Source organism: Streptomyces sp. NBC_00859, assembly GCF_045161865.1.
In the GTDB taxonomy this organism is placed as follows: domain Bacteria; phylum Actinomycetota; class Actinomycetes; order Streptomycetales; family Streptomycetaceae; genus Streptomyces.
Window position 1 is genome coordinate 4,621,254 of record NZ_CP108826.1, and the last position, 26,973, is coordinate 4,648,226.

The following is a 26,973-nucleotide window of genomic DNA, read 5'->3' on the forward strand; positions in this document are numbered from 1 at the left end:
TGAGCGGCAGGGGCCAGAACCAGCCACCGCGGCCCGCGCGGGCACACGAACCGCCCCAGTACAGCGCCGCGTGTCCTCCATGTGTTACATCGCACACCGCCGACAGCCGCCCCGTGGCAGACGCGTCGGTTCACCCGGTAGCGTGAGCTGACGATTCGGTAAGTCCACGTGCAGTAGGAGTCCCGGTGACGCAGAACGGACAGGGCGACGAGCCGCAGCTTCCCGCTGTGCGGCGCGCGCACGAAGGTGTCGTACTGCCGTCCGACGGAAGTGGTCCGTGGATCCCGGAAGTCGCGGGCGAGCACACGGTCCCCGCCGGTGGCCAGCCGTGGGGTCAGCCCTGGGGGCCGCAGGACGATCAGCAGCAGCCCCCGCAGCAGCCTCCGCACATACCCCAGCAGCCGCAGGATCATCAGCAGTACCAGCCGCCGCACTTCCAGCAGCAGTCGCAGCAACCGCAGGCCCAGCAGCCGCAGTTCCCGCAGCACCTGCCGCCGCAGCAGTCGCAGCCGCCTCAGCCGTACCAGCAGCAGCCCCTGTCGCAGCCCCTGCCCCCGCCCGCGCAGTCGTCGGGGCAGCCGACCGGGCACCGGCTCCCGCAGCACGGCGCGCCCGCCCCGCAGTACCAGCAGGACCAGCAGTACCCGCAGGATCAGCAGCAGTATCCGCAGGCCCAGCAGTATCCGCCGCACGGGCAGCCCCGGCGCCGGCCACAGCTCCCGCCCCAGGACCGGCCGCAAAACCCCTCGTTCGCACAGCCGTTGCCCCCCGAGGCGGTTCCGGGCGCGGGCGACAGCGATGCGACGCAGTTCATCGCCCCGGTCAGCGAGGCGACGCAGTTCATCGCGCCCGTGGCCGCGCCGCCCGAGAATCCGGCGGAGTCCACTCAGTACCTCGGACACCGCAGGCAGCCCGGCCCGGCTCCGGCCGCCTCCGGGGCCGATGCGGAACCCACGCAGTTCCTGCCGCCCGTGCCGGCGGCTCCGGCCGCCCCCGACTACGGCATCAGACCTGGCGCCCCCGAGGACCGCAGGCCGCCCGCCGAGTTCGACAGTCTCTTCCGTACGGACGCGGCCGGGCCGCAAGCGGCCGGTGAGACACAGCAGTTGCCGCGGTTCGACCCGCAGGACCCGTACGGGAGCGACCCGTACGGCAGGCCGCAGGCACAGCCGCAGCCGCAGCCCGGCGCGCCGGCTCCCCAGTACGTCCCGGAGCCCGCCTCCCGGGCCGCCGCCGGTGCGGGCAGGCGGAAGTCCTCCCGTACACCCCTCATCGCCGCGGTCGTCGTCGGCTGCGCCGTCATCGGCCTGGGCGCGGGTGCGCTGCTCAGCGGTGGGGGCGGCTCCGACAAGAAGGACGACAAGCAGCCCGCTGGTGCCACCGCGGCCACCGGGTCGAAGGCGCCCGCCCAGCCCGCCAAGGACCCGGCACAGCCGCAGGCCGTGGCGCTCGACAAGCTGCTCGCCGACAGCAACAACAGCCGCTCCGCGGTGATCGCCGCTGTCGGCAACATCCGGTCCTGTCAGAACCTGCCCCAGGCGGCGTCCGACCTGCGCGGTGCGGCGAAACAGCGCCACTCGCTGGTGACCCAGCTCGGGACGCTCTCGGTCGACAAGCTGCCGGACCACGACAAGCTGACCGCCTCGCTGTCCAGGGCGTGGAACTCGTCGGCGAGCGCCGACGAGCAGTACGCGGCCTGGGCCCACGCGGTCGCGGCCAACAACAAGAAGGAATGCAAGAAGGGTCACGCCAAGCGGACGGCGGCCGCGGGCCGGGGCGACGCGGCCAGCGGTCAGGCCACCGCGGCGAAGAAGCAGGCGTCGACCCTGTGGAACGCCATCGCGGACAAGTACAGCCTGACGCAGCGCAGGAGCGACCAGCTCTGACGGCGGGGCGCTCCGGTTCACTCCGGGGGACGGCTCTCCCCGAGAGGGCTCCGGTTCACTCCGGGACGCGGCCTCCCCGGGAGGCTCCGGTCCTTCCCGGAGGTTCCGGCTCGCGCCACGTCACCCCGGAGGTTTCCGGCTCGCCACGTCACTCCGAGAGTGATGCTTTCTCCAGCGTCGGCCCCACATCCACCGCGCCGTTCCGCAGGGCGACCAGCCGTCCGTCGCGCACCACCTGATACGTCACCCGGCGGTTGACGAGGCGGGGGAAGTCCCGTGACGCCAGCAGGTCCTGGAAGCGCCATCTCAGGGTGGGCGTGAGCCCGCCGGTCCGCACGGCGAGCCCGCCGTCGAGTGCCCGGGTCAGGTCGTCCGCCGTGACACGGTCCTTGCCGAGCGACTCGACGACCTCCTTCAGCGCGGTGTACGCGATCCAGGTGGTCTCGGCGCCGGCGTCGGCGGGGTCGATCCTGTTGTCACCGAAGGCGTACTTGTCGATCACGTCGCGCATCGGCTGCCAGCGCGGATCACCGGCCACCGGATACCAGCCCGTGACGTAAGCGCCCTCGTAGGGGCCGTCCTTGCCGCCCGTGCTGTCGACGAGTCCCTGCCCGACGCTGCCCAGCACCGAGGCGATCCGCACCCGGCGCCCGGAACCGTCCAGACGCCGGAAGGAGTCGACGAACGTCTGGGTACGGCCGCCGAGCACCGCGCTGACGCACCCTGTGCCGCTCCCGCCGCCCGGCGGCGGGGAGCCAGGTGTTTCCGGCCCCGCTCCCACGGCCTTGAGCGCTTCGGCGGCCTGCGCGCGGTACTCGCCCGCGTCCTCGGTGGTGCGGATGTCCGTGGCCGGGGCCCTGCCGCTCGCCGCGAGTCCGGTGTCGAGGAGGTTCGGCAGTTCGTCCCCGTCGACGGTCTCGGGTCTGACCAGTGCGACCCGGTCGCAGTCCCTGGCGAGCTGTCCGCCACTGCCCGCCAGCAGGGATGCCTGGCCGCCGTTGACCGGGTAGGAGAGCGCGGAGCGGAACTCCTCGCTGGAGACGCCGTATCCGCCGATGTACGGGATGCCCGCCGCTTCGAGCGGTGGCATGAACGACTGGCCGTAGGCGCTGTACGAGCCGACCGCGGCGACCGCGCCCTCCTCGACCGCCCGCTCGGCGCAGGACCCGGCACCGATCGGGCCGTTGTGGTCGTTGCAGGTGAGGACGCGGAGCCGGTGACCACCCATACCGCCGTGGGCGTTGACCCAGCGGGCATAGGCAGCCGCCATTGCGGGCATTCCAGGCATATTGGTCGCAGGGGTGGATTCAGGGGCCCAGGTCATGACGGTGACGGTGCCCCTGGAGCCGCCCGGCTTCCCGGGGAGCTCCCCGCATCCGGCGAGCAGGGAGGAGGTCCCGGCGGCCGTGCAGAGTGCGAGGACGGTGAGGGAGCGTCGCCAACCGGTCATGCCCAGGACCCTGCCGCCCCACGGGTAACGCGGCGGTGGCCCACCGTCGACGCCGGGTGACGGCAGGGTGAATTGCGGGGGTCCGGCAGACTCGGCCCGGCGGGAACGTACGATCGAAATCGTGCAAGCTTCCCCGAACGCTTCCCGTCGCGGCCGTCGCTCCACCACCATGGACGACATGCCGCTGACTGACATGCCGTGGTGGCGCTGGCGCGCCAATGTGCGCTCCGCGCTGCATATGCTCTCCGATCCGGCGTTCCACCAGGAGTGCTGGCTCGCGGGCCGTGCGGAGTACGGGGACGTCACCGACGCCGTCTACCGGCTGGTCGAGGACACCTGGCTCGACAACTGGTCCGCCGAGAAGTACGTCGGGACGGTCTTCCGGGACTCCGGTGAGGCCGCACTCGTGGACGTGGCCGTGCTGCGTGTGCTGCGCATCATGCACCAGGTCGGGGCGGATGCCCTCGTATCGGCCTATATGGAACACCACGGCTGGCCGGAGGCGGTGCGGGCCGCCCGTGAGGCGCATGTGCGGCTCGCGGCTGCCGACGGTGACGACCCGGATGTGGCCCCGCGCACACTGGAAGTGCTCCGTATTGTGACCAGGGCCGCCTGACCGGGGCCGGTTGTGGCACCCTGCTTGTCATGACCGACCAGTACGTCCTCACGCTCTCCTGCCCGGACAAACAGGGCATTGTGCATGCCGTGTCCAGCTATCTGTTCATCACGGGATGCAACATCGAGGACAGCCAGCAGTTCGGGGACCGGGACACCGGCCTCTTCTTCATGCGCGTGCACTTCGGCGCCGAGCAGCCGGTGTCACTGGAGAAGCTCCGCGCCAGCTTCGCCGCGGTCGGTGACGCCTTCGGCATGGACTGGCAGCTGCACCGCGCCGAGGACCGGATGCGGATCGTCCTGATGGTCAGCAAGTTCGGCCACTGCCTGAACGACCTGCTGTTCAGGGCCCGTACCGGTGCGCTGCCCGTCGAGATCGCCGCGGTGGTCTCCAACCACCCGGACTTCGCCGAGCTGGTCGGCTCGTACGGCATTCCCTTCCACCACATCCCGGTGACGAAGGACAACAAGGCGGCGGCCGAGGCCGAGCTGCTCGACCTGGTCCGCACGGAGAACGTCGAGCTGGTGGTGCTCGCCCGCTATATGCAGGTCATCTCCGACGACCTCTGCAAGGCGCTGAACGGCCGGATCATCAACATCCACCACTCCTTCCTGCCGAGCTTCAAGGGTGCGAAGCCCTACCACCAGGCGCACGCGCGGGGCGTGAAGGTCATCGGGGCGACGGCCCACTATGTGACGGCCGACCTCGACGAGGGGCCGATCATCGAGCAGGAGGTCGAACGGGTGGGCCACGAGGTCACCCCCGACCAGCTGGTCGCGATCGGGCGCGATGTGGAGTGCCAGGCGCTCGCACGCGCGGTGAAGTGGCATGCGGAGCACCGGATCCTGCTGAACGGCCGCCGCACGGTGGTGTTCGCGTAAGGGGCCCTTGCGGGCACTATGAGCGTCCGGTGACCGGGCGGGCGTAGTGCCAGGACTCCTGAGTCCCGCTGGGCCGGGCGTCCGGGCTCGGATCGCGTCCGGCCCGGGTTGCGAGGTGCGGCCGGTACGCCGCCGCGCGGCCCGCTACATCCGGCTCAGTGACGCCGCCGCGAACAGGACGTCCCGGATCGCCTCACGGTCACCCTCCTGCCCGGCCACCGCCTCCTCCGGCTCCACGTGTCCGGCGGCCAGCTTGCAGAACTCGACGCCGTCCAGGGCGACATGGGCCACCGAGTGGTCCGGGGAACCCTCGGCTGCCGGGGAGTCCAGCGCGATGTACCAGTCGCCGCCGCCCGCGCCCTCGATCTCCAGCCGCAGTGAACGGCCCGGTGTGCCCGTGTGGGCCGTGCGGCGGGACGGGCTCGCCAGGCCCGAGCGGCGGCGGCCGGCCACCGCAGCGGGCAGCATCCGGGCCGCCAGGCCGATCATGAGGTTGAGATGGGCCGACGTCGGCGGGTCGTACGGGTAGTCCACCGCGTCCGCGATGTCCCCGGCGTGCACCCAGCACTCGAAGGCCCTGTCCAGCAGCGAGTCCCGCAGCGACAGGCTGAACTCCCCGTACGGCACGAAGAGTTCCGGGAGATCCTGGCCCGCGAAGGAGACCGTACGGAGCAGGGTGTGGCTCTGCTCGCGCCAGGGCTCACGGATCGTACGCGTCGGGGGCGCGGCGAGCGCCTGCCAGTACCGCCGGGTGCGCTCCGTCGGGGAGGGCGGGGGCTCGGCGCCCAGGAGGCCGCCCAGGCTGTCGTCGAGCCCCAGTGCCGTCGACACCAGGCCGTCGACGGTCAGCAGATGGCCGATGACACCGGCGACTGTCGTCCGCTGTGATGTGGCGTGCTCGTCCTCGTACCACTTCAGCCGGACCGGTGCGTGCCACTCGGCATCGCCGAAGTCGTTCAGCAGGGCGTCCAGCCTCGCGGTCTCCGCGTCGTACGGCGCGGCCCACTCGGGGATCGGGATACGGGCCGGCCTGCGGCCCAGGCAGCCCTGGAGCACCCGGGACCGCAGCAGCGGGTCGAGGTCCAGGCTCCGCTCGGTGTGCAGCAGCGCCACGGCGTCCCGCAGCCGCAGAGCCTCGTCCGCGCAGGGCGCGCAGTCGGTGAGGTGGTCCTCGACGGCCTCGGTCTCCTCGGGGGAGCAGGCCGACAGCGCCCAGGCGCCGAGCAGCGACTTCAGGACCCTGTGCGAGAGCGTCACCGGCGGCGCCGGAAGAAAGGCCAGGTCGTCGGCTGCCCCGCGTGGTCCGGGTATCCGCGGCGGCGGGAACTCCTCATCGGGACGCCCGGCCGGTTCCTCGGCGGGCCCCGTCACAGGGCACGGCCGTATCCGGGCGGTGAAGCCCCTTCGGCGGGGCGGGTGTTGGCCGTGGAGAGCAGCTGGAGGCCCAGCCTGAGCCGCCGCCGCGCCTCGTCCTCGGTGACTCCGAGGTCGGCGGCGGTCTGCCGGTAGTCCCGGCGCTGGAAGTACGCGAGCTCCAGCGCGGCGCGCAGCGGCGCGGGCATGGACGTCACGATGTAGTCCGCGCGGGCCGCCGCCGAGGCCTTGCGCACCTTCTGCTCCAGCTCCTCCGTCGTGCCTTCGCCGCGGGCGGCGAGCGACGCCGTCTCCGTCTGCCGCAGCCGCCGGACCGCCTGCCGGTGGGCGAGTGTGGCCACCCAGGAACGCATGGAGCCGTGCTTCGGCTCGTACTCCTCCGGGTTCTCCCAGACGTACGCGAAGACCTCACGGGTGATGCGGTCCGCGTCGTCGTCGTCGTCGAGCACGCGGTGGGCGAGGCTGTGCACGAGGGAGGCGAACCGGTCGTACAGCTCGCCGAGCGCCGCTGCCTCACCCCGCGCGAGGCGCTGCTGCATCCTGCGGTCCCACCGGGGTGGTGCGTCCTTCGGCATGAGGCCCCCAAGCATCTGCCCTTCGTCCCTTTCGACAGTAACCGGATGACCTGCCGAGTGCGCCTCTTTGCACCAAGTGTGGTCCTCGGGAGATGCGGGGGTGGTAAGGAGGGCTGTCCCGTTCTCCGCCGGACCCCGCGCGGAGACGGGTCGGCAGATGCGGCAGCGACGGCGGGGGCGGCCGAAAAAATTGATCTTTACTGTCCGAAATCGCCCACGTGTTTATGGTGGGGCAGGTGTTTCATGGGGGCGCAGTGGGGCAGCTGCGAGGTGGAACGCAAACTTCCGGATCTTCCGGACCGGCAGACCGACAGCGGAGAGGTCCAGTCCCGTGATGCTGAACGTGATCGAAGCCGAACGCGGTGAATGGCTCGTCCTGCGCATATCGGGCGAAATGGACTTGGTGAGTTCCCCCGAGGTCCGGCAGCGGGTCCACGACGCGGTGGCCGTCGGCTGTCACGATGTGGTGCTGGACCTCTCGGACGTGGTGTTCTGCGACTCCAGCGGCGTGGGTGTGCTGATCGCGGCCCGCCGTCTGATGCGCTCCTGCCAGGGCCGGCTGCGGCTGATCCTGCCGGGCAGCGGCGGGGTGGGCGGCATGTCGGGCCAGGGCGGCGCCGCGCACGTCAACAAGGTGCTGTCCGCGCTGGGCGTGCGGCGGCTCTTCGATGTGTACGCGGACGTGTACGACGCCACGGCGGACGACGCGCAGCCGATCTCGGCCTGAGGCGACAGCCGGCTTCCGGCACCCTATGGCTTGGGCGGCAGGCGGAATGCGCCCGCAGCTTTGCTCCTGAGGCCGTGCCGGGCGCCCCGGGCGGGCGGAAGCGCACGTACGGGGCCGGGGGCGGGAGCGCGCTGCGGGATGCCCCCTTCCCCGACTCCGGAGCAGGGGACGGCTCCCGGGTCGGCATCGTGATCCCGCTGACCGTCCTGGTGTGCCGCGGCTGAGCGCCCGCCGGCCCTCAGCCGTACAACTCCCGCAGCTTGTACTTGAGTACCTTCCGCAGCGCGTCGTTGCGCGGCAGGGTGTCCACCACCTCCAGCTGTTCCGGCAGTTTGTGCACGGAGAGGCCCTCGCCGCGCAGGAACGCCGACATGGCGGGCAGGGTCAGGTCCTCGGTGTCCGGCCGCCGCTCGACCACCGCACACACCCGTTCGCCGCGTTCCTGGTCCGGGAGCCCGACGACAGCGGCGTCGGCCACCGCCGGATGCCGGTGCAGCAGGTCCTCGATCTCCTTGGCCGATATGTTCTCGCCCTTGCGGATGATGATGTCCTTCACCCGCCCGGTCAGCACCAGATGACCGCTCTCCCTGAGGTGGCCCACGTCACCGGTGATCAGGAAGCCCTCGGCGTCGAAGGCGCCTGCTGCCTGTGCCGGGTCCGCGTACCCCTGGCAGACCGCCTCGCCGCGCAGCCGCACCTCGCCGTCCACCCCGGCGGGTACCGGCCCGCCTGCCGGGTCCACGATGCGGATCTCCATCCCGGCCGGTGGACGGCCCTCCGTGGTGGCGAGGTTCTCGGCCGTGTCGTCGGGGGCGCCCATGGTGATCATGGGGACCTCGGTCATGCCGTAGCCGTGGGTGAGCTGGACGCCCATCTCGCGCACCACCGCGCGGTAGATCTCCGGCGGCTTCGGCGCCCCGCCGCCCGCCAGCAGCCGCAGGGTGGGGACGAGCCGGCGGCCGGGGGCCTTGCGCTGCTCGGTGAGGAACATCGAGTAGAACGCCGTCGAGCCGCCCGCGACCGTCACCCCGTGTCTGCGGTACTCGGGGAGCGCCGTGTCCATCGCGAAGTGCTCGAACAGGACGGCCGGGAAGCCGTACAGGAGCAGCATCACCGCGTAGTCCGGGCCTCCGATGTGTGCGAAGGGGAAGGCCATCGAGCCGACGTCGTCCGCCGTGAGGCGCAGGGCGTGGGCGAGGCAGGAGCCGCCCGCGATCAGTGAACGGTCCGTGTGCAGCACCCCTTTGGGGTCGGACGTGGTGCCGGACGTCCAGTAGATCCAGCGGACCGCCGTGCCGTCGGTGGGCGGTGCCGGGAGTATGCCGGGGTCGCCGTCCGGGAGGGTGCCGTACACCTCGAAGACGCCCCGGGCGCCGAGGCGAGCGGCCATGCCCGCGTGGTCGAAGCCGCGCCAGGTGCCCGGTACGGCGAAGAACCCGGCCCGGGACTCGCGGAGCGCGAAGCCGACCTCGCGGTCCCGGTAGAACGGGATCACCGGCGACTGGACCGCGCCGAGCCTGGCCAGGGCGAAGGAGAGCAGCACCGTCTCGATCCTGGTCGGGAGCTGCCAGGCGACCACGCTGCCCGGCCGCACCCCCATCCCGTACAGCCCGGCGGCGACGCGCTCGGCGCCATCCCGCAGTCCACCGAAGGTCAGGGAGCGGTCGCCCTGGAGCAGGAAGGGCCGGTCCGGGGTGAGTCCGGCGCGGCGGTCGGCCAGCTCCCACAGCGTGCGGGAAGCACTCAGTGCGTGTGCGGTCTCGTCCATGCCTGAACTCCCTCGTACGCCCATGTAGCTGACGGGTAGTCAGATTGAGTCGAGAGCGTAGGGCCATGCGTCTTGTCGGTCCAGGGGGCCGGAGCTAGCCTGTGACCTGACGGGGCGTCAGGTATCTGTCCGCCGGATACCGGGACACCGGATACACCGGAAGGGCGCTGATGGACCTCAGGTACACGGAGGACGAAGAGGCCTTCCGCGCGCGGCTGAAGCAGTGGCTCGCGAAAGCCGTCCCGGAGCTGCCGCCCGCGCCGGACCCGCTGGACTGGCCGGGGCGCCGGGCGTACGACACGGCGTGGCAGCGGATGCTGTACGGCGCCGGGTACGCGGGCCTGCACTGGCCTGCCGACGCGGGCGGCCGGGGAGCCACCCCCACCCAGCATCTGATCTTCCTGGAGGAGACGGAGCGCGCCGGAGCCCCGTACGTCGGGGCGAACTTCGTCGGGCTGCTGCACGCGGGCCCGACGATCGCCGCGGAGGGGACGGCGGAGCAGCGGGCGCGCTGGCTGCCGCCGGTGCTGCGCGGTGACGAGATCTGGTGCCAGGGGTTCAGCGAGCCCGGTGCCGGTTCCGACCTGGCGTCGCTGCGGACCAGGGCGGTCAGGGACGGTGATCACTATGTGGTCAGCGGATCCAAGATCTGGACCTCGCACGCCGAGGTCGCGGACTGGTGCGAGCTGCTGGTCCGTACGGAACCGGTCAGCGAAGCGGTGCCCAAGCACCGGGGGATCAGCTGGCTCGCGATGCCGATGGACGCCCCGGGCGTGACCGTGCGGCCGCTGCGGACACTCGCCGGGTCCACCGAGTTCGCCGAGATGTTCCTGGACGAGGTGCGGATTCCGGTCACCGACCGGGTCGGCGCCGAGAACGACGGCTGGCGGGTCACGATGGTGACCCTCTCCTTCGAGCGCGGCACCGCCTTCGTCGGCGAGGTCGTCGCGTGCCGCCGCACGCTGGGTGAACTGGCCCGCACCGCACGGGAGAACGGCCGCTGGGAGGACGACCCCGCGCTGCGCCGCAGGCTGGGGCGGCTCGGCGCCGAGTTCGCCGCGCTGTGGCGGCTCACCCAGTGGAACGTGAGCGAGTCGCAGGGCGGCGGCGGGGGCGGCGGCTTCGCCGTGCCCGGAATAGGCGGTTCGGTCTTCAAGCTCCGCTACTCGCAGGCCCGCCAGGAGCTGTACGAGGCGGCCGCCGAAGTCCTGGGGCCCGACGCGCTCGACCTCGCGCACCCCTGGAACCAGGACCGGCTGTCCTCGCTCTCGTACACGATCGCCGCGGGCACTTCGCAGATCCAGCAGAACATCGTCGCCGAGCGGATTCTCGGCCTCCCCAAGGAGCGCTGATGGAGTTCAGGCTCACCGACGACCAACTGGCCCTGCGGAGCGGCTTCCGGCAGCTCCTGGCCGGCCGCTTCGGCCAGGAGGCGCTGCGGGCAGCCGTGGAACGGCCGGTCCTCGACCGGGCCCTGTGGCAGCAGCTCGGGGACGCCGGGCTCTTCTCGCTCCGGCTGCCCGAGGCGGACGGCGGAGTCGGTCTCGGACTGCCCGAGGCCGTTCTTGTCTTCGAGGAGGCGGGGCGGTCGCTGCTCCCGGGGCCGCTGGTCGCCACGCACCTCGCCGCGGGCACGGTGCCCGGTGCGGACACCGGCAGGACCGTCGTCGCTGCGTCGGACGGCGCCCTGGTGGAGTGGCTCGCGGAGGCCGACGAAGTGCTGGGCGAGGTGGCGGGCGCGCGCCCCCTGCGGTCGGTGGACCCGCTCACCCCGCTGCACCGGGTACCGGGGGCACGCACCCCGCGCCCCGCGGCGGTCCTGCTCACCGCGGCCCAGCAGCTCGGCAGCGCGGCGCGCACCACCGAACTGGCCGTCCAGTACGCGCAGCGGCGTGAGCAGTTCGGCCGGCCTATCGGCACCTTCCAGGCCGTCAAGCACCTCTGCGCACAGATGCTCGTACGGACCGAGGTGGCCAGGGCGGCGGTGTACGCCGCAGCGGTGACATCCGAGGCGGGGCCGGACGGTGCGGGCCCGGTCGGGAACGGTGCGGGCGTACCGGACGCCGAAGTGGCGGGCGCCAAGCTGCTCGCCGACGATGCGGCAGTACGCAACGCCCGGGACTGCCTCCAGGTACACGGCGGGATGGGATTCACCTGGGAGGCAGATGTTCATCTTCATCTGAAACGGGCCTGGGTGAGGGCCGGGCAGTGGATCACCGAAGCCGAGGCCGCGGAGCTGATCGCCGCCGCGCTGTGAGGGTAACCGGAGTGTCACCGAGCGTCGATACCGGGTTGTGTCCTTCGACAGGGCCGTCACAGGCCGGAGTCGGCTCCGCGCTCCGGTACGCTCCGTGGAATGCGAATGACCGTGTTGCGCGGATGTCCCGTTGGCGCCTCCGAGGTGGCAGCGGGTCGGGGCATGCGCGCCGTTCGCACCGTACGTGGGTGCGAAAAGCGCCCGCGTTCGACTGCCCGCAGCAAGCGTCGCACAGTATGCACCACGCCTACTCCTTCGCGCTGGAATATGCCTGAAGCGCTTGTTGCGGTGACTGTACGTCAACCATGCTGTCTCCCAAGGGAATCACGGTCCGTGATCCCTGGGAGGCGCTAGGCGATGTTCCCCCAGTGCTTGAAAAGCCTGGGCGGTACCCCCGGCCGGTTCGGATGGTGTGAGCGGTGCAGGTGCTTCAGGTTCAGCTGGAGGTCGGACCCGACCCCGCGGAAGTGGGACGGGCTCGTAGATGGGCGCGGTCCAGGCTCGTCGGTTGTGGCATAAGGGTCGATGAACCACTCGCCGAGACACTGATCCTGCTGATCTCGGAACTGGTGACCAACGCCGTGGTGCACACCGGGTGTCCGGCTGTACTGCGGATGCTGTTCGGCCCGCCCGACGACTCCGGCACGGTCCGGGTCGAGGTGGCCGACACCAGCGCCTGCCCGCCGCGCCCCCGGCACGCGCAGGGCGAGGACACCAACGGCCGCGGCCTCGAACTGGTCGACGGGCTCGCGGACCGCTGGGGCTGGCAGCCCGAGGGGCACGGCAAGTCCATCTGGTGCGAGGTCGACCGGGGCGAGTGCGAGATCGATCCGGGCGGGTGCGAGGCGGACCGGGGCGTGTGCGAGATCGGGGGAGGTGCGCCGGAGCGCGTGGAGGTCATGCGCGAGACCGGTTCGTACGACCCCCCGCGCGCTGTCACAAATGGGGTGTAACTCACAAAGGGCGGTACTGGTGTTGACGCGGAGTGGTTACCTGATCACTCTTGCAGAAGCGATCCGCCGCGGGGGGACGCCGGGGATGCCGGGGGGTGTGGGGGCTCGGATCCCGGTGCCATACGGGTCGCGTCCGGCGCCGGTCAGGGCCTCTCGCGCGGGGAGGGCGGCGCCCGCGCCGTTCCGGGTGGCGGCTGTCGTGACGCCGCCACCCGGAACTCGCCGTGCGGCACCGCTGTCCGTCCCGGCCGCCGTGCTCAGAGGAGCGCCACCGGAGCGACCGGTGCCCCCGTACCGCCCGTGAAGGGTTCGGGTGTGGCGGAGAGCAGGAAGCTGTAGCGGCCCTCTTCCGCACAGGCTGTGGACAACTCTTCGAGATTCCAGTTCTGCCCCTGGAGCATCCCCATCTCGACCAGGTGCAGGGCGTGCACGGGCAGCCACAGATCCTCGTTCTCGGGCGGGAAGATCTCGAAGGTGACCGTGTCGTTGGCGACCGCTGCCACATCTCTGGCGTGGAACCACTCGGGGGTGCGGACGGAGAGTCCGGGTGACGGGTAGGTGTAACCGTGCTTGTCGCCGCCGAGGTAGAGCCTGACCTGTCCGGTCCGTACGAGCACGATGTCCCCGGCGCGCACGGCCGTACCCGCGAGCTCCTCGGCCGCGTCCAGGTCCTCGGGTGTCACCGCCCGGCCGCCGTCGAGCCGGTCCACTCCCAGAGCGCGGGCCACATCGAGGAGTACCCCGCGGGACACGAGGTGGCGCACTGTGCCGATCCCGCTGAACTCGGCACCGGCGTGGGCCGTGACGGACTCCGCCGGGCGCCCGTTGTAGAGCTTCCCGGAGTGCGACGCATGCGTGAGCGCGTCCCAGTGGGTGCCCGTCTGGAGGCTCATGGTCACGACATCGTCGCTGGTGGCCACGGTGCCGGGGCCGAAGAGCTCCTGGTTCAGCTGGACCATCGAGTGCAGCGGATTCACCCGTCCCGGAATCATCCCGGTCTGCACGCCGTCCTGTTGCAGGGGTATCGCCAGCGGTATCCGGCGGCCGGTCCGTACGTTCGCCGCCGCCTGCCGTACGACCTCGTCGGTGACCAGGTTCAGGGTGCCGATCTCGTCGTCGGCGCCCCAGCGTCCCCAGTTGTTGACGCGTGCGGCGATGTCGTGGAACGCGGCCGGCAGTGACATCGGGGCCTCCGGGGGTCTTGTGCTCGGCTGTCTGACTACCCGTAAAATCTAACGGACCGTCAGAAACCGCGGGAAGGGGCCGGGCATGGGGAACTTCTTGGCAGGCAAAGTCATCGCCGTGACAGGTGCCGGGCGTGGCATCGGCCGGGCGGTCGCGCTCGCGGCCGCGGCCGAGGGAGCACGCGTCGTCGTCAATGACTACGGCGTTCCCGTCGAAGGCGGTGAACCGGAGAGCGAAGTCGCCGAGGCCGTCGTCAAGGAGATCCTGGCGGCGGGCGGCCAGGCCGTCGCCGTCGCGGACGACATCTCGACGATGGCGGGCGGGCAGCGCATCGTCGATGTCGCGCTGGCGCGGTACGGGCGGATCGACGGCGTCGTCTGCGTGGCGGGGATTCTCCGGGAGCGGATGCTCTTCAACATGTCCGAAGAGGAGTGGGACCCGGTGGTCGCCACTCACCTGAAGGGCACCTTCACCGTCTTCCGGGCGGCTTCGGCGGTGATGCGCAAGCAGGGCGGCGGCACGCTGATCGGCTTCACCAGCGGCAACCACCAGGGCAGCGTCGCCCAGGCCAACTACAGCGCGGCCAAGGGCGGCATCATCTCACTGGTGCGCAGCGCCGCACTCGGCCTCAACAAGTACGGCGTCACGGCGAACGCGGTGGCCCCGGTGGCCAGGACCCGGATGTCGGCGAACGTGCCCATGGAGCTGAAGGAGATCGGCGAACCGGAGGATGTGGCCGCACTCGTCACGTACCTCCTCTCCGACCGCGCCCGCGAGGAGAAGATCACCGGCCAGGTGTACACGATCGCAGGCCCGAAGATCGCGGTCTGGGCCCAGCCGCGCGAACTGCGCGCCGGATACGCGGAGGGCGCGGCGTGGACGCCCGAGCGGATAGCCGACTTCCTGCCGGGGACGGTGGGCGTCGACCCGATGCCGATGCTGGCGCAACTCGAATCGATGGCTCGGGCGGCGGCGGCCAAGGAGCGGCCCAATGGCTGACCGGGCCACCGGACACCACGGGCCGGGCCGCAGAAGGGGCGTAAGGGGGTGGCGGCATGGATTTCTCCCCCGGCCCTGACGACGCGGCCTTCCGGGAGGAGGCGAGGGCCTGGCTGGCGGCCCGCTCAGGTGGCGGGTTCGCCGCCGTCGGCACGGCCGGCGGCCCAGGCGGCGGACACGAGGGTGCGGACCCGCGCCGCGCCTGGGAGCGGGAACTCGGCAGCGGCGGCTGGATAGGCATCGGCTGGGACGGCGACTTCGGCAACCGCCGGGCCACCCTGACCCAACAGGTCGTCTGGGCCGAGGAGTACGCGAGGGCCCGCGCACCGGGACGGGTCGGCCACATCGGCGAGAACCTCCTCGCGCCCACGCTGATCGCGTTCGGCGACGACGAGCAGAAGTCCCGCTTCCTGCCGCCCATCGCCCGCGGTGAAGCGCTCTGGTGCCAGGGGTACAGCGAGCCGGGCGCCGGGTCCGACCTGGCGGCGGTGCGCACCGCCGCCGTACGCGACGGCGACGGCGCCTACCGGATCACCGGCCAGAAGATCTGGACCTCGCTCGCCCGGGAGGCCGACTGGTGCTTCGTCCTGGCCCGTACGGAGCCGGGCTCACGCGGCCACCACGGGCTGTCCTTCCTGCTGGTCCCGATGGACCAGCAGGACCGGATCGACGTACGGCCGATCCGGCAGATGTCGGGCACCAGCGAGTTCAACGAGGTCTTCTTCGACGGCGCACGGGCGGAGTCCGTGGTCGGCGGCGAGGGCAACGGGTGGCAGGTCGCCATGGGCCTGCTCGCCCTGGAGCGCGGGGTGTCGACACTGGTCCAGCAGATCGGCTTCGCGACCGAGCTGGCCGAGGTCGTCGAAGCGGCGGTCGCCTCCGGCGCCACCGCCGACCCGGTGCTGCGCGACCGGCTGGTCCGCCAGTGGGCCGAGCTGCGCACCATGCGGTGGAACGCCCTGCGCACCCTGGGGCGTACGGGCGACGCCGGGGCCCCGAGCGTCGCCAAGCTGCTCTGGGGCGGCTGGCACCAGCGGCTCGGGGAACTGGCGGTGCAGGTGCGCGGGCCGGGCGGCGCCGTCGGCCCATGTGTCTGGGAGCCCGGGGACCGGTACGAACTCGACGTACAGCAGAGGCAGTTCCTCTTCAGCCGGGCCGACACGATCTACGGCGGCTCCGACGAGATCCAGCGCACCATCATCGCCGAGCGGGTGCTCGGCCTACCGAGGGAGCCGAGATGAGGGGTGTCGTCTTCGACGGCAAGCAGGCCCAGGTGGTCGACGACCTGGAGATACGTGATCCGGGACCGGGCGAGGTCCTGGTGGATGTCGCAGCGGCCGGACTCTGCCACAGCGACCTCTCGGTGATCGACGGGACGATCCCCTTCCCCGTGCCGGTCGTACTCGGACACGAGGGCGCGGGCGTCGTCGAGGCGGTGGGGGCGGGGGTGAAGCATGTGGCCCCCGGTGACCATGTGGCGCTCTCCACCCTCGCCAACTGCGGTGCGTGCGCGGACTGCGACCGCGGCAGACCGACGATGTGCCGCAAGGCGATCGGGATGCCGGGCCGGCCGTTCTCACGGGGCGGCAGCCCGCTGTACCAGTTCGCGTCCAACTCGGCGTTCGCCGAACGTACCGTCGTCAAGGCGGTCCAGGCGGTGCGGATACCCGCCGGCATCCCGCTCACATCGGCGGCGCTCATCGGGTGCGGGGTGCTGACGGGTGTCGGAGCGGTACTGAACCGGGCGAAGGTCGACCGCGGGGACTCGGTGGTGGTCATCGGTACCGGCGGCATCGGCCTCAACGTCCTCCAGGGCGCGCGGATCGCCGGTGCGCCGGTCATCGTCGCGGTGGACGCGAACCCGGAGAAGGAGGCGGTGGCCCGGCAGTTCGGGGCGACCCACTTCCTCACGTCGGCCGAGGGCGTCCGGGACATCCTCCCTAGGGGCGCCGACCACGCCTTCGAGTGCGTGGGCCGGGTGGAGCTGATCCGGCAGGCCATCGACCTGCTGGACCGCCACGGCCAGGCCATCCTCCTCGGCACCCCGCCCGCGACGGCTGAGGCGTCGTTCCTGGTGTCGTCCATGTTCCTGGACAAGTCCATCCTGGGCTGCCGGTACGGTGCTTCGCGCCCGCAGCGGGACATCCCCCTGTACGCGGGGATGTACGCGAGAGGGGCACTGCTCCTCGACGAACTGGTGACGCGGACGTACCCGGTGGAGGACTTCGCGGGCGCGGTGTCCGACGCGGAAGCGGGGAAGGTCGCGCGGGGGGTGCTGACGTTCTGAGGGGGCCGCACCTCCACGGGGCCCTCCGGGGCCCCGGTCCTCAGACGCCCGGCGAGCTTGAGCCTTCCGGACCGCGCAGCGTGCGCACCTCGCGGGACATGAGCGCCCCGAACGTGGCCACGACGGTCATCACGGCGCATCCGGCGAGCGCCGTCCGCGTCCCCACCGCCGCCGCGACCGGCCCCGCCACCAGCAGCCCGAGCGGGGCCAGCGCGAGGGAGCCGAACCAGTCGTAGGAGCTGACCCTGGACAGCACCTCCTCGGGGATCTCCCGCTGCATGGTGGTCTCCCACAGCGCGCCGAACACATCGGTGGAGAGACCCGAGCAGAACATCGCCAGGCAGATCACCCAGACCGGCGCGTGCCCGGCGAGCAGTGCCATCGGCACGGCCACCGGGAAGATCGCGAGAACCGCGACGAAGAGGGGGCGGCGCACCCGGAGCCGCACGGCGAAGGATGCCCCCGCGACGGTGCCGACCGCCTGCGCGGCGACGATGGCCGACCAGGCACCCGCGCCGCCCAGGTGGGCCTCCGCCTCCAGCGGACCGAGTACCCCGGATGTCGCGGAGCTCGCGGCCACCATGACGGCGGCCTGGCAGACCACGACCCACAGCCACTGCCGGGACGCGAACTCCTGCCAGCCGTCGCGTAGATCGGCCCACGCGGACGACGCGGCCCGTGGGGTCGTCGTCAGCCGCAGCCCCCGGACCAGGCCCGCACTCACCGCGAAGGACGCGGCGTTCAGGGCGAGCGCCCAGCCCGCACCGAAACAGGCGACGGTCACACCGGAGAGCGCCAGACCGACCATCATCGAACCGTTCATGCCGACCCGCAGCATCGCGTTGGCCCGCTGGAGCTGCGGCGCGGGGACGATGAGCGGGACCACCCCGGACATGGCGGGGGCGAACAGCGCCCCGGCCGCACCGGCCAGCACCGCGAGGAGGCACATCGCCGTCAGCGGGGCGTGCCCGGTGATGACCATCGCGGCGAGTCCGGCGTACGCGGTGGCGCCCAGGCAGTCCGCGAACATCATCAGCCGGGAGCGGGACATCCGGTCCGCTACGACACCCCCGGCGAGGATGAGGACCAGCTGCGGCAGCGCCTGGCAGGCGAGCACCAGCGACAGCCGCGCGGGTGTGGCGCCCGGCAGCGAGAGCACCGCGAACGCCAGCGCCACCCGGGCGAAGGCGTTGCCCAGCACCGAGATGGTCCGGGCCGACGAGAGCAGCACGAACCGCCGGTCACGCCAGAGCGACGGCAGCTGTGCGGCCCCGCCCGGAGTGCCGGCCCCGCCCGGCGTTGCTCCCTTGCCGCCGGCCCCGGTGGCATCGGACGCGGGCCCTGCGGGGTCCGCGGCGGAGTCCGGTCCGGAGGAGGTGCGGCCGGGGGCCTGGGCAGGGCCCGGAACGGCCGCATCGATGGTCGCGGCAGGGGCCGCAGCCGGCTCGGAATCGTCGGAGGGATGTGCCATGGGCGGTCACCCTACGGTCGGTGGGACTGCCGGGCCATCCTCCGCAGGTGCCCATTCGGGCCAACTTTCGCTCCCGTACGGAGCAGTCGTGATCCGGCCGGAATTCTGCTTCCCGCCACCCCCCGGAACCCGTACAGGCCAGATATCCCAAGGCCTCCGGCGAGACCTGGCTCCGGCGGTCCGACGCTTCCGGGAACTGTCATGCGCACGATGCGTGGCGTTCAGCCCCTCGGCCACCTCGCCCTGTGAATCTCAAGCGCGACAAGAGACCCCACAGGAGCCAGGGAGTCATTCCGTATGTCCGCAGACGACACAGCACGCTCCGCTCTAACCGGCCGCCGCAGGTTCCTCGCCGGATCGGCCGCCGCGCTCGGCGCGGCGGCGACCGCTCAGCTCTCCTTCGCCGGCCACGCCGCCGCCGCGCCGGCCACCGGCACCGCCGCCGCCCCGAGCCTGCCTGACGGGTTGTTCGGACTCGGTGTCGGATCCGGCGATCCGCTGCCGGACGCGGTCGTGCTGTGGACCCGCCTCGCGCCCGACCCGCTGAACGGCGGCGGCATGCCGTCCGTCCCCGTCACCGTCGAGTGGCAGGTCGCCGACGACGAGAAGTTCACCCACATCGTCCGGAGCGGCACCGAGCAGGCCGTGCCGGCGCTGGCCCACAGCGTGCACGCCGACGCGCAGGGCCTTCAGCCGGGCCGCCAGTACTGGTACCGCTTCCGCTGCGACGGCCAGATCTCGACTGCCGGCCGCACCCACACCGCGCCGTCGCCGCTCTCGGCGGGCGGCAGCCTCCGTATCGCGCTCGCCTCCTGCCAGAACTGGCAGCACGGCTACTTCACCCCGTACGCCGACATGCTCGCGCAGGATCCGGACCTCGTCCTTTTCGTCGGCGACTACATCTACGAGTCCGCCCCGGCGGCCGGGTCGGTCCGTCTCCACACGGGCAAGGGCGAGCCGTACACGCTGGACGAGTACCGCAACCGCTATGCCCAGTACCGGACCGACCCCGACCTCCAGGCCATGCAGGCGCACGCGCCCTGGGTGGTGACCTTCGACGACCACGAGGTCGACAACGACTGGGCGGGCGAGGTGCCGCAGGACCCGGCGAAGCAGTCGCACGACGCGTTCGTCGCCCGGCTGACCGCCGCGTACCAGGCGTACTACGAGCACATGCCGGTCCGGGCCGCATCGGTGCCGCACGGCCCGCACATCCAGATGTACCGGCGCTTCGACTACGGCCGTCTCATCCGGCTGAACGTGCTCGACACCCGGCAGTTCCGCACCGACCAGGCCGCCACCCAGGCCGGCGCCGAGGACCCGTCCCGAACGATGCTCGGCGCCGCCCAGAAGCAGTGGCTGCTGCAGGGGCTGACCCGTTCACCGGCCACCTGGAACGTGATCGCCTCCCAGATCATGATGGCCGAAACCGATCTCATGCCGGGTGCGGGCAAGCTCTGGTACTACGACGCCTGGGACGGCTACCAGGTCGAACGCAACGCCCTGTTGCAGCAGTTCCAGTCGGTGCGCAACCCGTTGGTGCTGTCCGGCGACCGCCATCTGACGATGATCAGTGATCTGAAGAAGGACTTCGCGGACCCGAAGTCGGCCGTGGTCGGGGCCGAGTTCGTGGGTACGTCGATCTCCAGCAGCGGCGACCAGGACCAGGCCGTCTTCCATGAGCAGTGGGACCCGCTGAAGGCGGACAACCCGCACTGGAAGGTCATCGACGCGCACCGCGGCTACCACCTCTTCGACATCGGGGAGTCGTCGGTCGACGCCCAGGTCCGGGTGGTGGACACGGTCCTCAGCAAGAAGGCGAAGGCGAGCACGCTGTCCCGGCTGCAGGTGCGGTCGGAGCGGCCGGGCGTGCAGCTGCTGTAGCCGGCCGCCGGGGACCCGCTGCGATTGCGGGGTTCGCACGGCGCGCCGGGGTCTGCGCCGGGGGCGGGCCCCGGGGTCCGCGGCGAGAACGAGGGACCGCGGCCGGCTTCCGTGTCAGCCCGCGGCGGCCCGTGTCCGGAACGTGCGCCGGTAGACGGTCGGCGGGACCCCCAGCGCCGCCTGGAGATGCTGGCGCATGGACTGGGCGGTGCCGAAGCCCGCGTCCCGGGCCACCTGGTCCACCGACAGGTCCGAGGACTCCAGGAGGTGCCGGGCGCGTTCGACCCGTTGCAGGGTGAGCCACTGGCCGGGGCTGATACCGGCCTCCGCGCGGAAGCGGCGGGTGAAGGTGCGTACGGACATCGCCTCCTGCCCGGCCATGTCCCGCAGCTGGATCGGCTCGTGCAGCCGGGCGAGTGCCCAGGCCCGCGCGGCGGTGGTCGTCGCCGACCGGTCCTCGGGCACGGGGCGTTCGATGTACTGGGCCTGGCCGCCGTCCCGGTGCGGCGGGACGACCATCTGGCGTGCCACGTCGTTCGCCACCGCGGCGCCGTGGTCACGGCGCACGATGTGCAGGCAGAGGTCGATGCCCGCAGCGACCCCGGCCGACGTCAGGACGTCGCCGTCGTCGATGAACAGCACGTCCGGGTCGACCAGGACCGAGGGGAACAGCTGCTGGAAGTGGGCGGCGGACGCCCAGTGCGTGGTGGCCGGGCGGCCGTCCAGGTACCCGGCGGCGGCCAGCACGTAGCCGCCGGTGCAGATGGAGACCAGCCGGGTGCCGGGTCTGATGTGGCCCAGCGCTGCCGCCAGTTGGTCCGTCAGCCTGCCCTCCTCGTACACCGGCCCCAGTTGGTACGAGGCAGGGACGACGACCGTGTCGGCGGTGGCCAGCTCCTGTGGGCCGTACTCGGCGACCACCGAGAAGTCGGCGTTCGTGCGGACCGGTCCGGGCGGACGGATTGAGCAGGTCACCACCTCGTACAGCGGGCGGTCGGCGGAGTCCCGCGGGCGGGCGAAGATGCGGTGCGGGATGCCGAGTTCGAAGGGCAGCAGCCCGTCGAGGGCGAGCACGACGACACGGTGCGGTCGCGGATTCTGACGTGGCACGGCTTCTCCCTGGTCAGTACGGCGGAGGTATTGGGGCGGCGCGGGGCGGGCAGGGAAACACGCGAGCCCCTTGGCCCGATCCTATCGAAGGATGCCCTTCGGGCCACTCGTACGGACGGTCCGCGCCCGGTGATGCTGAGCGGGTGAACCAGGCATCCGGCCCCCTCGCCACCCGGCGCTTCCAGCAGCAGCCACGACCACGACTCTCCGGCCGGCCCCGGCTGCACCGCGCCTGGTTCGTCGCCGCCGTCACGTTCGTGACGATCATCGGTGCGGCGTCGTTCGCCTCGCTGCCGGGGCTGCTCATCGACCCGCTGAACAGGGAGTTCGGCTGGTCGCACGGCACGATCGGTATCGCCGTCTCGGCGAACCTGGCGCTCTACGGGCTGGCGGCGCCGTTCGCCGCGGCGCTGATGGACCGCTTCGGTATCCGCCAGGTTGTGGCGGTCGCGCTGACGGTCATCTCGCTGGGCGCGGTGCTCACGGTGTGGATGACCACCGCCTGGCAACTCGTCCTGTACTGGGGCGTGCTGGTCGGTCTCGGCAGCGGATCGATGGCGCTGGCGTTCGCGGCGACGGTGACCAACCGCTGGTTCGTCGCCAAGCGGGGCCTGGTCACCGGAGTCCTCACGGCTGCGAGCGCCTCGGGCCAGCTGATATTCCTGCCGGTGCTCTCCTGGCTGGTCGTGCACCACGGCTGGCGCCCGGCGGCGATCACGGTGTCGCTCGCAGCACTGGCGGTGGTGCCCCTGGTGTGGATCCTGCTGCGCGACCACCCGGCGGATGTGGGTCAGACGGCTTACGGGGCCACGGAGTTCATACCGAAGCCGCCGCCGCTGACGGGCGCGGCCCGGCGCACGGTCGGCGTGCTCCTCAGTGCGGCGAGGACCGGCCCGTTCTGGCTGCTCGCCGGGACGTTCGCGATCTGCGGGGCGACCACCAACGGTCTGGTGAAGACCCACTTCGTCCCGGCCGCGCACGACCACGGCATGCCGGTCACGGCCGCCGCCTCACTGCTCGCGCTGATCGGTGTCTTCGACGTGGTGGGAACGGTCGCGTCGGGCTGGTTCACCGACCGCTTCGATTCCCGCCGCCTGCTGGCGGTGTACTACGCCCTGCGCGGCATCTCACTGTTCCTCCTGCCGATGCTGCTCGCGCCGTCCGTCCACCCGCCGATGTTCTTCTTCATCATCTTCTACGGCCTGGACTGGGTCGCCACGGTCCCCCCGACGATCGCCCTGTGCCGCGAGCACTACGGCGAGGACAGTGCGATCGTCTTCGGCTGGGTCATGGCGTCCCACCAGGTGGGTGCGGCGCTGGTGGCCTACATCGGCGGTGTGGTGCGTGACGTCTTCGGTTCGTACGACGTGATCTGGTACGCCTCGGGCGCGATGTGCGCCGCTGCGGCGCTGATGGCTCTGGTGCTGCGGCCGGGGGCGGGGGGTGCGGTGAGTACGGAGGCCCTGGCGGACGCCGTCGGGTGAGTGCGGCGGGCCGTGGCCGCGCGGTGCGGTGAGCCGGCGCCCGGAAGGGTGCTCAAGGGCTGAAGCGGCCGAACGCCCCCCGGTGAAAGAGCAGTGGTTCACCCTCGGCCGCGCCGCCCAGGGTCTCCACCCGGCCCACCACGATCAGATGGTCGCCGCCCGTGTGCACGGCGTGGATACGGCAGTCGATCCACGCCGGTACCCCGTCTAGCAGCGGCGCCCCGGTCGCGGGGGAGGGTTCGTGGGTCACTGAGGCGAACTTGTCCGCCCCGCTCACCGCGAAGGCGCGGCACAGTCCGCCCTGGTCCGCGCCGAGGATGTTGACGCAGAACGCCCCGGCGCGGGCGATGCGCGGCCAGGTCGTCGACGTGCGCGCAACCATGAACGCGACCAGCGGCGGATCCAGTGAGAGCGACGCGAAGGACTGACAGGCGAACCCGGCCGGGCCCTCGTCGTCGTGCGCGGTGATGACGGTGACGCCGCTCGCGAAGTGGCCCAGTACGCGCCGGAATTCACCCGGGTCGACCGGCAGCCGTTCGTCGTCGGCCACCGCCCGCAGGTCCGGGCGAGGGAGCGGGTCGACCGGGCCGGTGGCCGTCGGAGCGCCCACGGACCTGAGGTACCGGACGGCGGCGACCGCCATCCCTGCGTGTCCCATCATCCCTCCATTGAAACTGACGATACGTCAGATGTGAAGGGTGCGGCCCGCCCTGCCCGGAGCGGATGAGCCTGCCCGGCGCCGCGCGGCGGGGTGCTTCCACTGCTCGGAGCCGTTTACTTCGAGCGGGACCGAGCCGTACTGCGCCTCCTGCGCCGTCCCATCCGGGGCGAGGGGACCGCCCTGGGTGGTGAGTCCCGCTACCGCCCCCGGTACTGCGGTGTCCGGCGTTCCACGAACGCCGCGACGCCCTCGTTCGCATCGGCGGTCGTCATGTTGATCTCCTGGGCGGCGGCCTCGGCCGCGAACGCCGTGGCGCGGTCCGATTCCAGTGAGGCGTTGACCAGTTGCTTGGTGAGGGACAGGGCGCGGGTCGGGCCCTGGGCCAGGCGGGCGGCCCACTCGTGGGCCGTCTTCAGCAGATCCCCGTCCGGGACCACCCGGTTGATCAGGCCGATGCGTTCGGCGTCCGCGGCGGGGAGCGCGTCGCCGAAGAACATCAGCTCCTTGGCGCGGTGCGGGCCGATCAGGCGGGGCAGCAGATACGCGCCGCCGCCGTCCGGGACGAGGCCGCGCCGGGCGAAGACCTCGATGAACCTGGCCGAATCGGCGGCCAGTACGAGGTCACAGGCGAGTGCGAGCTGGGCGCCCAGACCGGCCGCCGTGCCGTTGACCGCGGCGATGACCGGCTTCTCGCAGTCGAGGACGGCCGCGACGAGCCGCTGCGCGCCGAGCCGGATCGTACGGGCCACATCGCCCGCGACGCGCTCCGCCGTGGCCCCGCCGCCCCGGAGGTCGGCGCCCGCGCAGAAGCCCCGGCCGTTGGCCGTGAGAACGACGGCGCGGATGCCGGGGTCGGCGGACGCCGTGGCCAGCAGGCCGATGACGCGCTCACGGTGGTCCCAGGTGAGGGCGTTCATCGCGGCCGGGCGGTTGAGGGTGATCGTGGAGACGTGGCCCGTCGTGGTGTGGAGGATCTCGTCAGTCTCGGAGGGAGGAGGCATGGGGCGGTCACCTTTCGGATGGCGGGTAATTTTCCGGCCCCGCCAGGGAGCAGCTCCCTGCGGTAGCCGGGGGAGCCTGAGGAGCGGGGGGCCGGGGCGGAGCCACCGGACTGCGGGCAGCCGGCAGCTCCGCAGGGCTTCAGCGGCAGACCGCCAACGCGTCCAGCGCCACCGCGCCCTGCCCCCGGCCCAGCACCATCAGCGGGTTCACATCCAGCTCCGCCAGCTGGTCGCCGAGTTCCAGAGCCATCCGCTGGATCCGCAGCACCACTTCCACCAGCGCGTCCACATCCGCCGGGGGCGCCCCCCGCACCCCGCCCTCCAGCAGGGCGTGGCCGCGCAGTTCACCCAGCATCGCGCGGGCCTGATCCTCCCCGAAGGGCGGGACGCGTACGGCCGTGTCGTCCAGGAGCTCCACCAGGACGCCGCCGATTCCCACCGTGACAGTCGGGCCGAAGAGCGCGTCGGTGGTGACGCCGATGACCATCTCCACACCGCGGTCCACCATCTGGCAGACCAGGATGCCGTCCAGGTCGACCGACTCGTACCGGGCGATGTCGGTCAGCTCCCGGTAGGCGTCCCGCACCTGACTCGCCGATGTCAGACCGATCTTCACCAGTCCCAGCTCGGTCTTGTGCCCGAGCTGCGCCCCCGATGCCTTCATGACGACCGGGTAGCCGACCTGCCCCGCCGCCCGGACCGCCGCCGCCGCACTCGTCACCAGCTGCTCGCGCGGTACGCGGATCCCGTACGCCCGCAGCAGCTGCTTCGCCGCGTGCTCGCTCAGCTGCTGGTGCGGGCGCATCAGGGCCTGGGCCTTGCGGTACGACGGGGAAGGGGTCCGGGGTGCCTCGTCGAAGGGGGACCGGTAGCCGGTGGTGAAGCGGTGGTGGTCCAGATACGCCTTGACGGCTGTGACGCAGTTGCCGAACGTCCGGAAGGTGGCCACCCGCGACGAGCCCAGGAGCGTCGTCCGGTACGCCGCCTCCGTGCCCACCGGTGAGCCCCAGACCACGCACACCAGCTTGTCCGTGGCCTCTGCCGCGTCCACCAGGTCCTGGGCCAGCCTGTCGCTCATCGGGGGGAAGGGGCCGGTGATCGGACAGATGAGGACCCCCACTTCGGGGTCCGCGAGAATCGCATCGATGATCTTGCGTCCGCGCCAGTCGCCCACCGGGTGACCGCCGTTGTCGACGGGGTTCGCCACATTCAGGTACTCGGGTATCCAGGTGTGCAGCTCGGCCTGTTTCGCCGCCGAGAGGACCGGCAGGCCGATCCCCGCTGCCGTGGCCAGGTCCGCGAAGTGTGCCCCGGTACCGCCGGAGATCGAGTACACCACCACTCCATCGGCCTGCGGCTTCTTCGCACGGGCCAACAGGGACGAGGTGTCCTGGAGTTCATCGAGGCCGTTCACCCGGATCACCCCGTACTGCCGCATGGCCGCGTCCACCACCCGGTCCGCGCCGGTGAGTTTCCCGGTGTGGGAAGCGGCGGTCCTGGCCCCGGTCTCCGTACGGCCCACCTTCACCGCGACGACCGGCACCCCGGCCCGTGCCGCACGGTCGGCGGCGAGGAGGAAGGACCTCCCGTCCTTGAGTCCTTCCACATAGCAGGCGATGGCGCCGACCTCGGGGCGCTCGGCGAAGTACGAGATGAAGTCCGAGGTCTCCAGGTCGGCCTCGTTACCCGTGGGGGCCCAGTGCGAGAGCCGGATGCCCAGCTCCTGCATGGCGAAGACCGGGCGGCCCTGGTGGCCGGACTGCGTGATGAGGGCGACCGCCGGGCCCTCCAGGTCGTCGCGGAACTTCTCGAAGGCGTTGAGGTTCGTGTTGGGGCCGAGCATCCGCATCCCGGAGCGCTCGACCGCCGCCGTCAGCCGGGTCTGGGCGTCGGCGCCCTGCTCGCCCGTCTCGGCGAAGCCCGAGGCGAATGCGACCGCGAACTTGACCTTCGCCTCTGCGAGTTGGCCAATCAGCGGCAGCGGATCGGCGACCAGGAGCACGGCGAGGTCGACCGGTCCGGGCAGGTCGGCCACAGACGGGGAGCAGGGCAGCCCGAAGACCGCCTTGCGGGTCGGATGCACCGGGTGCAGTGTCGCGCCGACCCGCTCCGACCAGGCGATCAGCTGGCGGGTGATGCCGGTGTTGGGCCTGCCTTCGGTGTCGGACGCACCGATGACGGCCACCGAACCGGGCCGGAAGAACCGGTCGAGGTCCGGTACGGAGGCGTACAGCGGGCGCCCGCTGACATCCAGATCGCCTTCCGCTGCGGCTGTGCCGTGGACGGCGACGGGGGGCTGCTCCCCGCAGGCCACCACGCGCGCATGGAAGTCGGTGGTGAGGGTGCCGTGAGTCGATCCAAGCATCGTTTCCGCCCGCTCCTGCTCGATGGCCGAAGTACCTGA

22 protein-coding genes are annotated in these 26,973 nt (G+C 71.7%); 12 read left to right on the forward strand and 10 right to left on the reverse strand.

Annotated elements, in window-relative coordinates:
• Positions 1–185 precede the first annotated feature (185 nt).
• Positions 186–1,886: a hypothetical protein gene (locus tag OG584_RS20145; protein ID WP_405779701.1), complete on the forward strand. Its 1,701-nt coding sequence runs from the start codon at positions 186–188 to the stop codon at positions 1,884–1,886.
• 148 nt (positions 1,887–2,034) lie between these two features.
• On the opposite strand, the gene OG584_RS20150 is transcribed toward OG584_RS20145, so the two are convergent.
• Complete coding sequence (locus OG584_RS20150) at positions 2,035–3,336, reverse strand: ABC transporter substrate-binding protein (protein ID WP_405779702.1); 1,302 nt, start codon at positions 3,334–3,336, stop codon at positions 2,035–2,037.
• A gap of 169 nt (positions 3,337–3,505) precedes the next feature.
• On the opposite strand from OG584_RS20150, the gene OG584_RS20155 reads away from it, so the two are divergent.
• Both OG584_RS20155 and purU read left to right on the forward strand, forming a co-directional pair.
• Positions 3,506–3,952, forward strand: a complete 447-nt coding sequence (locus OG584_RS20155) for a hypothetical protein (protein ID WP_405784179.1) — start codon at positions 3,506–3,508, stop codon at positions 3,950–3,952.
• Positions 3,953–3,981: 29 nt separating this feature from the next.
• The gene (gene purU / locus OG584_RS20160) at positions 3,982–4,833 is read left to right on the forward strand and encodes a formyltetrahydrofolate deformylase (protein ID WP_405779704.1); all 852 of its coding nucleotides are present in this window, start codon (positions 3,982–3,984) and stop codon (positions 4,831–4,833) included.
• Between the two features lie 144 nt (positions 4,834–4,977).
• On the opposite strand, the gene OG584_RS20165 is transcribed toward purU, so the two are convergent.
• Complete coding sequence (locus tag OG584_RS20165; protein WP_405779706.1) at positions 4,978–6,204, reverse strand: zf-HC2 domain-containing protein; 1,227 nt, start codon at positions 6,202–6,204, stop codon at positions 4,978–4,980.
• Positions 6,201–6,782: a sigma-70 family RNA polymerase sigma factor gene (locus OG584_RS20170; protein WP_405779708.1), complete on the reverse strand. Its 582-nt coding sequence runs from the start codon at positions 6,780–6,782 to the stop codon at positions 6,201–6,203. The genes OG584_RS20165 and OG584_RS20170 overlap by 4 nt, the downstream gene beginning before the upstream one ends.
• A gap of 331 nt (positions 6,783–7,113) precedes the next feature.
• Here OG584_RS20170 and OG584_RS20175 point away from each other — a divergent pair, with 331 nt between their 5' ends.
• Positions 7,114–7,509 (forward strand): STAS domain-containing protein, encoded by a 396-nt coding sequence (locus tag OG584_RS20175; RefSeq protein WP_405779710.1) that lies wholly within the window; start codon positions 7,114–7,116, stop codon positions 7,507–7,509.
• Positions 7,510–7,747: 238 nt separating this feature from the next.
• Here OG584_RS20175 and OG584_RS20180 read toward each other — a convergent pair whose 3' ends face one another.
• Entirely contained in the window at positions 7,748–9,277 is a 1,530-nt protein-coding gene (locus OG584_RS20180; RefSeq protein ID WP_405779712.1) for a class I adenylate-forming enzyme family protein, read from the reverse strand.
• A 170-nt stretch (positions 9,278–9,447) separates the two neighbouring features.
• On the opposite strand from OG584_RS20180, the gene OG584_RS20185 reads away from it, so the two are divergent.
• From OG584_RS20185 to OG584_RS20195, 3 genes are all read left to right on the forward strand, one after another.
• A complete protein-coding gene (locus OG584_RS20185; protein ID WP_405779714.1) occupies positions 9,448–10,629 on the forward strand; it encodes an acyl-CoA dehydrogenase family protein in 1,182 nt (393 codons plus the stop codon).
• Positions 10,629–11,534: an acyl-CoA dehydrogenase family protein gene (locus OG584_RS20190; RefSeq protein WP_405779716.1), complete on the forward strand. Its 906-nt coding sequence runs from the start codon at positions 10,629–10,631 to the stop codon at positions 11,532–11,534. The genes OG584_RS20185 and OG584_RS20190 overlap by 1 nt, the downstream gene beginning before the upstream one ends.
• A 419-nt stretch (positions 11,535–11,953) precedes the next feature.
• Complete coding sequence (locus tag OG584_RS20195) at positions 11,954–12,487, forward strand: ATP-binding protein (RefSeq protein ID WP_405779718.1); 534 nt, start codon at positions 11,954–11,956, stop codon at positions 12,485–12,487.
• Between the two features lie 257 nt (positions 12,488–12,744).
• Here OG584_RS20195 and OG584_RS20200 read toward each other — a convergent pair whose 3' ends face one another.
• Positions 12,745–13,671, reverse strand: a complete 927-nt coding sequence (locus OG584_RS20200; protein ID WP_405779720.1) for a cyclase family protein — start codon at positions 13,669–13,671, stop codon at positions 12,745–12,747.
• Between the two features lie 85 nt (positions 13,672–13,756).
• On the opposite strand from OG584_RS20200, the gene OG584_RS20205 reads away from it, so the two are divergent.
• The 3 genes from OG584_RS20205 to OG584_RS20215 are packed head-to-tail and all read left to right on the forward strand — an operon-like array spanning position 13,757 to position 16,958.
• Positions 13,757–14,671: an SDR family NAD(P)-dependent oxidoreductase gene (locus OG584_RS20205; RefSeq protein ID WP_405779722.1), complete on the forward strand. Its 915-nt coding sequence runs from the start codon at positions 13,757–13,759 to the stop codon at positions 14,669–14,671.
• 56 nt (positions 14,672–14,727) lie between these two features.
• On the forward strand, positions 14,728–15,912 hold the full coding sequence (locus tag OG584_RS20210; protein ID WP_405779724.1) for an acyl-CoA dehydrogenase family protein: 1,185 nt from the start codon (positions 14,728–14,730) through the stop codon (positions 15,910–15,912).
• Positions 15,909–16,958, forward strand: coding sequence for a Zn-dependent alcohol dehydrogenase (locus OG584_RS20215; RefSeq protein WP_405779726.1), 1,050 nt, complete (start codon positions 15,909–15,911; stop codon positions 16,956–16,958). The genes OG584_RS20210 and OG584_RS20215 overlap by 4 nt, the downstream gene beginning before the upstream one ends.
• Before the next feature lie 40 nt (positions 16,959–16,998).
• Here the strand turns inward: OG584_RS20215 and OG584_RS20220 are convergent, their stop codons facing one another.
• The gene (locus OG584_RS20220; protein ID WP_405779727.1) at positions 16,999–18,429 is read right to left on the reverse strand and encodes an MFS transporter; all 1,431 of its coding nucleotides are present in this window, start codon (positions 18,427–18,429) and stop codon (positions 16,999–17,001) included.
• 297 nt (positions 18,430–18,726) lie between these two features.
• Between OG584_RS20220 and OG584_RS20225 the strand changes: the two genes are divergently transcribed.
• Positions 18,727–20,313 (forward strand): alkaline phosphatase D family protein, encoded by a 1,587-nt coding sequence (locus tag OG584_RS20225; RefSeq protein ID WP_405779729.1) that lies wholly within the window; start codon positions 18,727–18,729, stop codon positions 20,311–20,313.
• A 114-nt stretch (positions 20,314–20,427) separates the two neighbouring features.
• Here the strand turns inward: OG584_RS20225 and OG584_RS20230 are convergent, their stop codons facing one another.
• Positions 20,428–21,423 (reverse strand): GlxA family transcriptional regulator, encoded by a 996-nt coding sequence (locus OG584_RS20230; RefSeq protein ID WP_405779731.1) that lies wholly within the window; start codon positions 21,421–21,423, stop codon positions 20,428–20,430.
• Positions 21,424–21,566: 143 nt separating this feature from the next.
• On the opposite strand from OG584_RS20230, the gene OG584_RS20235 reads away from it, so the two are divergent.
• Positions 21,567–22,907, forward strand: coding sequence for an MFS transporter (locus tag OG584_RS20235; RefSeq protein WP_405779733.1), 1,341 nt, complete (start codon positions 21,567–21,569; stop codon positions 22,905–22,907).
• Positions 22,908–22,959: 52 nt separating this feature from the next.
• Here the strand turns inward: OG584_RS20235 and OG584_RS20240 are convergent, their stop codons facing one another.
• From OG584_RS20240 to OG584_RS20250, 3 genes are all read right to left on the reverse strand, one after another.
• Complete coding sequence (locus OG584_RS20240) at positions 22,960–23,550, reverse strand: flavin reductase family protein (protein WP_405784181.1); 591 nt, start codon at positions 23,548–23,550, stop codon at positions 22,960–22,962.
• A gap of 215 nt (positions 23,551–23,765) precedes the next feature.
• Positions 23,766–24,569, reverse strand: coding sequence for an enoyl-CoA hydratase/isomerase family protein (locus OG584_RS20245; RefSeq protein WP_405779735.1), 804 nt, complete (start codon positions 24,567–24,569; stop codon positions 23,766–23,768).
• Positions 24,570–24,708: 139 nt separating this feature from the next.
• Entirely contained in the window at positions 24,709–26,934 is a 2,226-nt protein-coding gene (locus OG584_RS20250; RefSeq protein WP_405784183.1) for an acetate--CoA ligase family protein, read from the reverse strand.
• Positions 26,935–26,973: the final 39 nt, after the last annotated feature.

Bases quoted from the DNA above. Each gene is read 5' to 3' on its own strand.
- OG584_RS20150 (WP_405779702.1), bottom strand. From the start codon at position 3,336: ATGACCGGTTGGCGACGCTCCCTCACCGTCCTCGCACTCTGCACGGCC.
- OG584_RS20155 (WP_405784179.1), top strand. From the start codon at position 3,506: ATGGACGACATGCCGCTGACTGACATGCCGTGGTGGCGCTGGCGCGCC.
- purU (WP_405779704.1), top strand. From the start codon at position 3,982: ATGACCGACCAGTACGTCCTCACGCTCTCCTGCCCGGACAAACAGGGC.
- OG584_RS20170 (WP_405779708.1), bottom strand. From the start codon at position 6,782: ATGCCGAAGGACGCACCACCCCGGTGGGACCGCAGGATGCAGCAGCGC.
- OG584_RS20180 (WP_405779712.1), bottom strand. From the start codon at position 9,277: ATGGACGAGACCGCACACGCACTGAGTGCTTCCCGCACGCTGTGGGAG.
- OG584_RS20185 (WP_405779714.1), top strand. From the start codon at position 9,448: ATGGACCTCAGGTACACGGAGGACGAAGAGGCCTTCCGCGCGCGGCTG.
- OG584_RS20190 (WP_405779716.1), top strand. From the start codon at position 10,629: ATGGAGTTCAGGCTCACCGACGACCAACTGGCCCTGCGGAGCGGCTTC.
- OG584_RS20200 (WP_405779720.1), bottom strand. From the start codon at position 13,671: ATGTCACTGCCGGCCGCGTTCCACGACATCGCCGCACGCGTCAACAAC.
- OG584_RS20205 (WP_405779722.1), top strand. From the start codon at position 13,757: ATGGGGAACTTCTTGGCAGGCAAAGTCATCGCCGTGACAGGTGCCGGG.
- OG584_RS20210 (WP_405779724.1), top strand. From the start codon at position 14,728: ATGGATTTCTCCCCCGGCCCTGACGACGCGGCCTTCCGGGAGGAGGCG.
- OG584_RS20215 (WP_405779726.1), top strand. From the start codon at position 15,909: ATGAGGGGTGTCGTCTTCGACGGCAAGCAGGCCCAGGTGGTCGACGAC.
- OG584_RS20220 (WP_405779727.1), bottom strand. From the start codon at position 18,429: ATGGCACATCCCTCCGACGATTCCGAGCCGGCTGCGGCCCCTGCCGCG.
- OG584_RS20225 (WP_405779729.1), top strand. From the start codon at position 18,727: ATGTCCGCAGACGACACAGCACGCTCCGCTCTAACCGGCCGCCGCAGG.
- OG584_RS20240 (WP_405784181.1), bottom strand. From the start codon at position 23,550: ATGGCGGTCGCCGCCGTCCGGTACCTCAGGTCCGTGGGCGCTCCGACG.
- OG584_RS20245 (WP_405779735.1), bottom strand. From the start codon at position 24,569: ATGCCTCCTCCCTCCGAGACTGACGAGATCCTCCACACCACGACGGGC.
- OG584_RS20250 (WP_405784183.1), bottom strand. From the start codon at position 26,934: ATGCTTGGATCGACTCACGGCACCCTCACCACCGACTTCCATGCGCGC.